This is a genomic window from Streptomyces sp. NPDC006261, assembly GCF_040613515.1.
Classification (GTDB): domain Bacteria; phylum Actinomycetota; class Actinomycetes; order Streptomycetales; family Streptomycetaceae; genus Streptomyces.
Genome location: NZ_JBEXSI010000119.1, coordinates 1 through 7,829, shown reverse-complemented (window position 1 = coordinate 7,829; position 7,829 = coordinate 1). Strand labels below are relative to the sequence as shown.

Annotated in this window: 8 protein-coding genes; 5 read left to right on the top strand and 3 right to left on the bottom strand. The window is 72.1% G+C overall.

Features of this window, described 5'->3' with window-relative positions:
- Window positions 1-553: 553 nt before the first annotated feature.
- Both ABZ154_RS34415 and ABZ154_RS34410 read right to left on the bottom strand, forming a co-directional pair.
- Window positions 554-1,975, bottom strand: a complete 1,422-nt coding sequence (locus ABZ154_RS34415; RefSeq protein WP_356838355.1) for a DUF3152 domain-containing protein — start codon at window positions 1,973-1,975, stop codon at window positions 554-556.
- An 8-nt stretch (window positions 1,976-1,983) separates the two neighbouring features.
- Entirely contained in the window at window positions 1,984-2,949 is a 966-nt protein-coding gene (locus tag ABZ154_RS34410; RefSeq protein ID WP_356838353.1) for an alpha/beta hydrolase, read from the bottom strand.
- A gap of 111 nt (window positions 2,950-3,060) precedes the next feature.
- On the opposite strand from ABZ154_RS34410, the gene ABZ154_RS34405 reads away from it, so the two are divergent.
- The 4 genes from ABZ154_RS34405 to ABZ154_RS34390 all read left to right on the top strand — a co-directional run bounded on the left by ABZ154_RS34405 (window position 3,061) and on the right by ABZ154_RS34390 (window position 4,985).
- Window positions 3,061-3,276, top strand: coding sequence for a hypothetical protein (locus tag ABZ154_RS34405; RefSeq protein WP_356838352.1), 216 nt, complete (start codon window positions 3,061-3,063; stop codon window positions 3,274-3,276).
- Between the two features lie 167 nt (window positions 3,277-3,443).
- Window positions 3,444-4,085: a TetR/AcrR family transcriptional regulator gene (locus tag ABZ154_RS34400; protein WP_073878597.1), complete on the top strand. Its 642-nt coding sequence runs from the start codon at window positions 3,444-3,446 to the stop codon at window positions 4,083-4,085.
- Between the two features lie 208 nt (window positions 4,086-4,293).
- Window positions 4,294-4,521, top strand: coding sequence for a DUF3107 domain-containing protein (locus tag ABZ154_RS34395; protein WP_356838350.1), 228 nt, complete (start codon window positions 4,294-4,296; stop codon window positions 4,519-4,521).
- A gap of 191 nt (window positions 4,522-4,712) precedes the next feature.
- On the top strand, window positions 4,713-4,985 hold the full coding sequence (locus tag ABZ154_RS34390; protein ID WP_356838349.1) for a hypothetical protein: 273 nt from the start codon (window positions 4,713-4,715) through the stop codon (window positions 4,983-4,985).
- Between the two features lie 17 nt (window positions 4,986-5,002).
- On the opposite strand, the gene ABZ154_RS34385 is transcribed toward ABZ154_RS34390, so the two are convergent.
- Entirely contained in the window at window positions 5,003-5,749 is a 747-nt protein-coding gene (locus ABZ154_RS34385; RefSeq protein ID WP_356838347.1) for a ferritin-like fold-containing protein, read from the bottom strand.
- A gap of 451 nt (window positions 5,750-6,200) precedes the next feature.
- Here ABZ154_RS34385 and ABZ154_RS34380 point away from each other — a divergent pair.
- The coding region (locus ABZ154_RS34380) for a DEAD/DEAH box helicase (RefSeq protein ID WP_356838346.1) at window positions 6,201-7,829 on the top strand (1,629 nt) is incomplete at its 3' end.

Below are 7,829 nucleotides of genomic sequence, written 5' to 3'. Positions count from 1 at the left end.
CGAGCAGGGCGCCGGCCCCCGCTGCCACCGTGACGGCGGGGCGGATGTCGTGGCGCGGGCCGAAAGGGGTGAACCGTCGTAACTTTCCCGCCCCGACCGCGTTCCGTCGCGATACAGCGGTCGGTTGTCACGGAGCGTCAGGCTGCGGCCAGTTCTCTGCGGGCCGCCGGCGAGCCGACGCCGGCCCCGGGTCAAGGGCCGGAACGGCTGCCGGCAGCCTGCTTCGTGTACGGAATCTCCGTACCCCCGTAACGGAGTCGGCCCGCCGCCGCGCCCAGCAGGAGGATCGGCATCCGGCCGAGCGTGGTCCTGCCGCTGCCGCTCTCCGCGACGGTGCCGCGTGTCTGACCGGGCGTGCGCGGTGAGCGAGATCCCGCCGGTGACCAGCGCCGGCCCTGTGCCCGTCCCCGCCCGCAGGGTGTGCAACTGGTCCAGGAGGGTGGCGGCTCGGGGACGAAGGAGCGCTCGATGCCGTGAACGGCCATACGAACGACCGCCTTGACCGCTGCCGAAGCGGAACAAGACGGCCGTCCCGGTATGCGGACATGCGCCGTCAACTACCGGGGTGCACCCAGGGATTGGGCTTGCACTTGACCCCGTCGATGTCCAGGGACTTGGTCTGCTGCTGCATCACCGGGGCCAGGGCGCCGGGCGTGCGGCAGCTCACATGGTTGTACCCGAGCCGGTGGCCGACCTCGTGATTGATGAGCATCTGCCGATAGGCCAGCAGCTTCTTGGGGCCGAAGGTGGCGGAACCCTGGGCCCAGCGATAGGCATTGATCATCACGCGGTCGGTCGAGGCGGAATCGCACGAGACATTGTCGATCGTCGTGTCCAGACCGGATTTCGCACACCATTCACCGGTCGTCCCGGGACTGGCGAGCGTGATCACGAAATCCGGGCTCCCGGACGAGATCCGCTCGAAGGTCATCGCGCCGTTGTGCGCCCAACTCCGGTCGTCGTTCAACGTCTTCTGTACGGCTTCGGCGAAGAGTCCGGCGTCGAGGGAGAGGCCCTTCTCGACATCGATCCGGTAGCGGTACTTCCTGCCCTTGCCGGGCGCCTTCGCCAGTCCGGGGACGGCCTCGAATTTCCCGGTCGCTTTCAGATCCGCAGCGAGCGTGAAGGGCTGCGTCATCTTCTCGCCGTACGACAGGGGCTTGACCTCGGGGGCCCGCCTCGGGGGGTGCTCGGGGGTCGGGCGGGCGTCCGAGCGCGAGGCGCCCTCGCCGCCGTCCCGGTCGACACCGGCCGCCTCCGACGCCGCTCCCCGGCCGGCGGAGTCCTCGGCGACCTGTCCGGCCACCACGACCGCGAGCACGGTCGTCACCGCGGCCGCGGCGATACCGGTGAAGGTCCGCCCCTTGCCACCCTTGGGCCCGTGGCGCTCGGCGGGCTCCGCGTCCAGGGCGTCGTCCGGCTGCACCGGGGGTCCGGCGGCTTCGGCGCCCGAGGGAGTGTCAGGCGCGTCGGGCGGGCCGGGCGCTTCGGCGTCGAAGGCGTCGACGAACTCCCTGCGGGGGCCCGGCATCGCCCCGGGGGCCGCGGCCGGCTGACGTCCCGTGCGCCCGTCGGCGGCGCGCTGGGCGGCCTGCTGGGCGTACACCTGACGCGCCACGGCCTGGTCGCGGGCGGCGTCCTGGTCCGGGCGGGCCGGTGCCCCGTACGGCTGCGCGTACGGCGGGTTGCCGGGGGCGGCCCCGTAATACGGCTGCCCGGCGGCCTGGGAGCCGCCGTAGGGCTGCTGGGCGCCGGTGCCCCAGCCTCCGCCCGGCTCGTGCTGCTCGGGGTGACCGCCGCGCACCTGGGAGGCGTCGGGGAACGGTGCGTGCCCGTCGGCGGGGGGCACGGGCCCCTGGCGCCTGCGCCGGCCGCCGCCGGAGGCGGGGCGGGGTACGGCGCGCCGGCCGCCCGGGTCCGCCGCTGCGGCGTCCGGGCGGGTGGCCTCTGCGCCCTTTCGGCTGTGTCGTCCCACGCCCCGGATCAGCTCCCGCCGCCATCGTCGAGCAGTTCCCGGAACGCCTGGGCGACCGCCTCCGGGTACTCCATCATCGCCACGTGCCCCGCGTCGGGCAGGGTCAGCAGCCGGGCGTCACGGAAGGCCGCGGACGCCCTGCGTGCCATCCGGTACGAGACGAGCTGGTCCCGTCCGCCGTACACGAGCTGGGTCGGTGCGAGCACCCGCTCGGCCTGGCGCCACAGTCCGTGCTGGCCGCCCAGGGTGTACGCGTCCACGATGCCCCGGGCCGAACGCGTCATCGCGTCCCAGAAGTACGGCAGCTCCAGCCGGCGCTCCATCTCGGCCACCGCATGGCGGAAGGCCTCGTCGGAGATCCGTGCCGGATCGCCGTAACAGAGTGCCATGACTCCGCGCGTCCGCTGCTCCGCCGTCCAGCCCTTCGTGAGCCGGGCGAACAGCGGAGCGACCCCCGGTACCGCCAGGAGGCCGGTCGGTACGGCGGGCCGCTGCACCCGCCACTCGGGCAGTGCGGGCGAGATGAGGATGAGGGTGCGCACGAGGTCGGGGCGGACGGCGGCGACCCGGGTGGCGACCGCGCCGCCCAGGGAGTTGCCGAACAGATGGACAGGACCGCGTTCACCCGCGTCGAGCAGCCGGATCACCGCACGGGCGTGCCCGGTGATCGAGTAGTTGCCGTCGTCCGGTGGCGGCGAGTCACCGAATCCGGGCAGGTCGACGGCGTCGGGGTCGACCATGTCAGCCAGCAGCGGCATCAGGGCCGACCAGTTCTGCGAGGACCCGCCGAGCCCGTGCACGAAGAGCGCGGGGGGCAGCCCCGTCCGGTCGGCGGGCCTCGAACGGACGTTCAGCGTGAGCCCTGGAAGGGACACGGAACGCAGCCGCTCGCCCTCGGCGACCCGGACGGCGCTGACCGTGGGAGCCACCGCGGCGGCGACGGCTTGGGTACCCGGCAGCTCGGTCGAAGACATGCGGCAATGTTACGAGACGATCACGCACCAGTTCATGTGTTCGCGGTCACAGGCCGCATCGCGGGGTAGGAGTGTTACTCCTACGCTTCAAGGGAAGGAAGGGAGTCACCCATGACGGTCGACCCGAGCGACCCGGAGACCTTCGAGGACGCCGAGCCGGACACACCTGGCCCGGAAGCCCCGGAGGCGGACGCCGCCGAACAGCGGACGGACATCCGGCCGGAGACGGACGAGCCGGTGGAGAACGTCGACCCGGCCACCGCCAATGAGGCCGATATGGCGGAACAGCGCAGGGTGATCCCTCTGGATGAGGACGATTACCGGTAGAACGCCCCGCTTTGCTCCCGGCCTGGGAGAACTGTGGCTTCCGCAGCCGTCCGGTCCGTGAAATTCTGCGTCCGCGCCGCGCGCACCGGGGTTACCCAAAAGTACGATGGCTGTACGGCGCAGCGTGTACGGATCGGCTGGGCTGGAACACACATTTGGGAGGCGGCGTGAGCGCCATCGAGCAGACAGAGGCAGCGCGCCCGCGGGGCACGCGCCTTCCCCGCCGCGCCCGACGCAATCAGCTGCTGGGCGCCGCGCAGGAGGTCTTTGTCGCACAGGGCTACCACTCCGCCGCGATGGACGACATCGCCGAGCGGGCCGGCGTGAGCAAGCCGGTGCTCTATCAGCACTTCCCCGGGAAGCTGGAGCTCTACCTGGCCCTCCTCGACCAGCACTGCGAGTCGCTGCTCCAGGCCGTCGTGACGGCGCTGGCGTCGACGACCGACAACAAGCTGCGGGTCGAGGCGACGATGGACGCCTACTTCGCGTACGTGGAGGACGAGGGCGGTGCCTTCCGGCTGGTCTTCGAGTCCGACCTGACCAACGAGCCCGCCGTGCGCGAGCGGGTCGACCGGGTCTCCCTCCAGTGCGCCGAGGCGATCTCCGACGTGATCGCCGGGGACACGGGCCTGTCCAAGGACGAGTCCATGCTCCTCGCGGTGGGCCTCGGCGGCGTGTCGCAGGTGGTGGCGCGCTACTGGCTCTCCAGCGGCTCCAGCATCCCGCGCGACACGGCGGTGCAGCTGCTCACCTCGCTGGCCTGGCGGGGTATCGCGGGCTTCCCGCTGCACGGCGTCGAGCAGCACTGACACCCCGTCCCGGCCGGGCGCCGAGCGGCACTGACACCCCGTCCCGGCCGGGCGTCGAGCGGCATCGACGCCCTGTCGCGGCCGGGTACCGCGCCGTGTTCGCTGCGGGCGTTGCCGGTCGGGCCGTGAGGCGTGGTCCCACCGGGCTAATGTGGCTGCGTACGGCGCGGTTCGCCGCGCAGGGACTGACCGTCGGAGGGACATAGCCGTGGAGGTCAAGATCGGGGTGCAGCACACGCCCCGCGAGATCGTTCTGGAGAGCGGGCTTTCCGCCGAGGACGTCGAGAGCGCGGTCGCCGCTGCACTGGGCGGCAAGGCGGAGCTGCTGAGCCTCACGGACGACAAGGGCCGCAGGGTCCTGGTGCCGGCCGACCGGATCGCGTACGTGGAGATCGGTGAGCCGACCGCACGGCGTGTGGGGTTCGGCGCGCTGTAGTCCACGGGACGCGGTGAGCACGGGAGCGGCCCGGCGGGATCTTCCCGCCGGGCCGCTCTCTCATGCCGTGGGGGCGGAGCCGTACCCGTAAGGGTTCCCGGGTACGGCGGAGGGTTGCAGGGCGTGGGCCAGGGGTAGTACCGCCTACGACCGCATTGCCCGCCCCGCACACCCCCGCGAGGTGATCCATAGTGATCTGGGAATCCTTCGGCGCCGCCGTGCTCGGACTCGCCCTGTCCTGGGCGGCGGTCCGCTCACTGCCCGGCCGGCTCCCCTCCACCCGTGCTGTTTGTCTCACCGGTGCGCTGGGAGCGCTGTTCGGGGCGTTCCTCACACATTCGGCGCTGGGTCCCGGCCATGGCGTGGCGACCCTGATCGGCGCCGTCTCCGTCGGGTCGGTGACCCTGTCGCTGCTGATCCGCCCGCGCGGCCGCCGCCTCACGAGGTCGGCGGCGGCCCAGTAGCCCGGGGGGGCCCGGTGTTACGCGGCCAGCCCCAGCGCGGCCATGCGCTTGGTGTGGGCCTCGGTGATCCGGGAGAACATCCGGCCCACCTCCGCCAGGTCGAATCCGCCCGCGACGCCGCCCACCAGCATCGTCGAGAGCGCGTCACGGTCGGCGACCACCCGCTGGGCCTGCGACAGCGCCTCGCCCATCAGCCGGCGGGCCCAGAGCGCGAGCCGCCCGCCGAGCCGGGGGTCGGCCTCGATCGCGGCGCGCACCTTCTCCACGGCGAAGTTGCCGTGGCCCGTGTCGTCCAGCACGGCGAGGACGAGGGCGCGGGTGTCGGTGTCGAGCCGGGCCGCCACCTCCCGGTAGAAGTCGCTGGCGATCGAGTCACCGACGTACGCCTTGACCAGGCCCTCCAGCCAGTCGGACGGCGCCGTCTGGCGGTGGAAGTCGTCGAGCGCCTTGGCGAACGGCTCCATCGCGGCGGTCGGGTCCTCGTCTACGGCGGCGAGCCGGTCGGACAGCTGCTCGAAGTGGTGGAACTCGGCGGAGGCCATCTTCGCCAGGGCCGCCTTGTCCCCGAGTGTCGGCGCGAGTTTCGCGTCCTCGGCGAGGCGCTCGAAGGCAGCCAGCTCGCCGTAGGCGAGGGCGCCCAGCAGGTCCACGACCGCGGCACGGTACTGCGGCTCCGCGGAGGCGGTGGCCCAGTCCTGGGCGGCGATTCCGGTCGCTGCGGGCACTTCTTCGGGGTGATCAGTGGCGTTGTCAGGCGTCTCCATGAACCGCACAATAGCCCGCCCGACGAGGGGCGGAAGGGTCCGGTGAGGAGGGGACATCACACCGTTCCGATGAATTCGTCCAACACACATGCGCAAATCCGGGGTACAGTGGTATTGCGCTTACTGAGCATTTTACTGCTCCAGGGGCGCGTCCTTTGAATGAGGATGCCCGGTCGGTGGCCCGATCGGCTCCGACCCGACAGCCCTCCACGCGGTGCGTACGACACGTACGACTGCAGATGAGGGGCCCCCTCAGCGGCACGAGCGCTCGAGCGACGGCAGTGGTCCCGCGCCACCCGGCCCATCCACGGCCGGATGACCAACCCCGGCACGGTACGACCCCCAGCGTTCGCCTCGGACCGCGTCTCACAGAAGAGGCAGCACCCTGACTACGTTCCGTGACCTCGGCATTCTTTCCGAGACGGCCGAAGCCCTCGAGGCAGTCGGCATCATGTCCCCCTTCCCCATCCAGGAGATGACGCTCCCCGTAGCGCTCTCCGGCTCCGACGTCATCGGCCAGGCCAAGACCGGCACCGGGAAGACGCTCGGCTTCGGACTCCCCCTCCTGGAGCGCGTGACCGTCCCCGCCGATGTCGAGGCGGGGCGCGCCACGCCCGAGCAGCTGACGGACGCGCCGCAGGCGCTCGTCGTCGTCCCCACCCGTGAGCTGTGCCAGCAGGTCACCAACGACCTCCTGACGGCCGGCAAGGTCCGTAATGTCCGCGTTCTCGCGATCTACGGCGGCCGGGCATACGAGCCCCAGGTCGAGGCCCTCAAGAAGGGCGTCGACGTGATCGTCGGCACCCCGGGCCGTCTGCTGGACCTGGCGGGCCAGCGCAAGCTCGACCTCTCCCACATCCGCGGGCTCGTCCTCGACGAGGCCGACGAAATGCTGGACCTGGGCTTCCTGCCCGACGTCGAGCGCATCATCACGATGCTGCCGCCCAAGCGCCAGACGATGCTGTTCTCGGCCACCATGCCCGGTGCCGTCATCAGCCTCGCCCGCCGCTACATGTCGCAGCCGACGCACATCAACGCCACGTCGCCCGACGACGAGGGCACGACCGTCAAGAACACCGCCCAGTACGTCTACCGCGCGCACAACATGGACAAGCCCGAGATGCTTTCCCGCATCCTCCAGGCCGACGGCCGCGGGCTCGCGATGATCTTCTGTCGCACGAAGCGCACGGCCGCCGACATCGCCGAGCAGCTGGAGAAGCGCGGCTTCGCCTCCGGCGCCGTCCACGGCGACCTCGGCCAGGGCGCCCGCGAGCAGGCGCTGCGCGCCTTCCGCAACGGCAAGGTCGACGTCCTCGTCTGCACCGACGTCGCCGCGCGCGGCATCGACGTCGAGGGTGTTACCCACGTCGTCAACTACCAGTCGCCGGAGGACGAGAAGACCTACCTCCACCGCATCGGCCGCACCGGCCGCGCGGGCGCCAAGGGCATCGCGATCACGCTGGTCGACTGGGACGACATCCCGCGCTGGCAGCTGATCAACAAGGCGCTGGACCTGAAGTTCCCGGACCCGCCGGAGACGTACTCCACCTCGCCGCACCTCTTCGAGGAGCTCGGCATCCCGGCGGGCACCAAGGGTGTGCTGCCGCGTGGCGAACGGACCCGGGCCGGTCTGCGCGCGGAGGAGGTCGAGGACCTCGGCGAGACCGGCGGCCGCGGCCGCAAGGCCGCCGCCCCGGCTCAGGCCCGTGAGGAGCGCGAGGAGCGCGAGCCCCGTACGCGTACGCCGCGTCAGCGCCGCCGCACCCGTGGCGGGACCTCGGAGGAGGGCGGCGCCGCGGCGGTGCCCGCACCCGCCAAGGAGGCCACGCCGGTCACGCCGGCCGGTGACGAGGCTTCCGAGGGGCCGCGCACGCCGCGCCGCCGTCGCCGTACGCGGGTCAGCGCGGCCGATGCCGTGACCGAGGCGGCCGTGGCGGTCGTCGAGGCCCCCGTGGCTGCCGCCCCGGTGGCTCCCGCCGCCGAGACCGTGGCCACGGTCGTGGCCGAAGCCGTCGTGGAGGCCGAGCCGGTCGTGGAGGCCGAGCCGGTCGTGGAGGCCGAGCCGGTCGTGGAGGCCGAG

Coding starts and splice junctions, on each gene's coding strand:
- ABZ154_RS34410 (WP_356838353.1), bottom strand. CDS start 2,949: ATGTCTTCGACCGAGCTGCCGGGTACCCAAGCCGTCGCCGCCGCGGTG.
- ABZ154_RS34405 (WP_356838352.1), top strand. CDS start 3,061: ATGACGGTCGACCCGAGCGACCCGGAGACCTTCGAGGACGCCGAGCCG.
- ABZ154_RS34385 (WP_356838347.1), bottom strand. CDS start 5,749: ATGGAGACGCCTGACAACGCCACTGATCACCCCGAAGAAGTGCCCGCA.